Origin of the sequence: Plesiomonas sp. (assembly GCF_051650925.1) — a bacterium.
Taxonomy (GTDB): Bacteria; Pseudomonadota; Gammaproteobacteria; order Enterobacterales; family CAMTGL01; genus Plesiomonas.
Window position 1 is genome coordinate 1 of record NZ_JBOFRH010000298.1, and the last position, 1,374, is coordinate 1,374.

Sequence of the window (1,374 nt, forward strand, 5' to 3'; positions counted from 1 at the left end):
TTTGGCACCAGAATACGCATTATCGAACCTGATGTTTCAGGGGATAGAGAGCAATAATCACAATATATGTGCAAAGAGAGTAAAAAGCTGCGTGGATAGGGCTGTGGTACAAGCGAGCAGTGGGGTACAATCGGCAATACGTACAGTCGCGATAATGCGATGATTGAGGGAGTATTTATATGTCTTTTGAAGTATTTGAGAAGCTGGAATCTAAAGTTCAACAAGCTGTCGATACCATCCAGCTGCTGCAGATGGAAATTGAAGAGCTTAAAGATCAGAACCACGGTTTGGCACAACAAGTTCAACAGGGTGCATCTGCCCACGAAGCACTGCTGCGTGAAAATGAGCAACTGCGTTCTGAGCATCACGGCTGGCAAGAGCGTTTACGCGTTCTGCTTGGCAAGATGGAAGAAGTGTAAAACGAAAAAACAGAGCATTTATGCTCTGTTTTTTTATCCCGCGTTCAATCAAGATGAGCGCAATATGGGCGAGATTACGCTAATAACACACACCGAATATTGAGCCTATATTCAACAGGTTATTTGTTGGCTACTCAATATCGAGCGGTTCTGGTGATAAAATAATACCGGTGCTGTCAGCATAGATATGATCTTCTGGCAGGAAAGTAACACCACCAAAATTGACCGGAACATCCGCTTCGCCATGCCCTTGGTGATCAGCACCAACGGGGATTGGGGCAAGCGCCTGAATACCAATATCACTCTCTTCAAGCTCATCAACCTGACGAATTGCACCGTAAACGATGATGCCTTCCCACTCATTATCACAGGCTTTACGTGCCAATGCCGCATCAATCAGCGCCCGACGTACTGAGCCGCCACCGTCAATCAGCAGTACGCGCCCAAGGCCGTTTTCATCGAGTACTTCACTGATCAGTTGGTTATCTTCAAAGCACTTGATGGTGGTGATTTTTCCACCAAAAGAACTGCGTCCGCCGAAGCTGGAGAACATAGGTTCAACCACATCAACTTGATCTAAATAGATATCGCACAGTTCAGAAGTATCATATTTCATAAGATATCAGCTTTGTGATTGAGTGTGCCCAAAGTATAACCCCGCCGGAGGTGATTGCAAAACCACCAGAGGGGCGAATACAACGAAAGTCTGTTTTTACTGTTGTAGCTAAATGCCTGCGACGGCTTTAACTCAGTACAAGCCCGATGGCAAACAGAATATTGGTCAGCAGTGCGCCTTTGACCACTTGCTCAAGCAGTGGGCGCAGTGCCGCGCCATTTGGCTCATGCCAAACCGCGATAGCATGTTTAATCAGCAGTGGGCTGGCCAATAGGAATAGCCAGATTACCCGCGTCTGTACGGTAAACAGAGCATAGAGAGCCAGACTCAGCAGCGCAC

At 46.9% G+C, this 1,374-nt stretch carries 2 protein-coding genes and 1 pseudogene; 1 reads left to right on the forward strand and 2 read right to left on the reverse strand.

Features of this window, described 5'->3' with window-relative positions; all coding sequences use genetic code 11:
• Positions 1–179: 179 nt before the first annotated feature.
• Positions 180–419: a cell division protein ZapB gene (gene zapB, locus ACRC27_RS07075; protein ID WP_438623228.1), complete on the forward strand. Its 240-nt coding sequence runs from the start codon at positions 180–182 to the stop codon at positions 417–419.
• A gap of 130 nt (positions 420–549) precedes the next feature.
• Here the strand turns inward: zapB and rraA are convergent, their stop codons facing one another.
• Together rraA and ACRC27_RS07085 are read right to left on the reverse strand one after the other, a co-directional pair.
• Positions 550–1,035, reverse strand: a complete 486-nt coding sequence (gene rraA, locus ACRC27_RS07080; protein WP_438623227.1) for a ribonuclease E activity regulator RraA — start codon at positions 1,033–1,035, stop codon at positions 550–552.
• Positions 1,036–1,162: 127 nt separating this feature from the next.
• Positions 1,163–1,374, reverse strand: a pseudogene (locus tag ACRC27_RS07085) (1,4-dihydroxy-2-naphthoate polyprenyltransferase); the annotation flags it as partial.

Bases quoted from the DNA above. Each gene is read 5' to 3' on its own strand.
- rraA (WP_438623227.1), bottom strand. From the start codon at position 1,035: ATGAAATATGATACTTCTGAACTGTGCGATATCTATTTAGATCAAGTT.
- zapB (WP_438623228.1), top strand. From the start codon at position 180: ATGTCTTTTGAAGTATTTGAGAAGCTGGAATCTAAAGTTCAACAAGCT.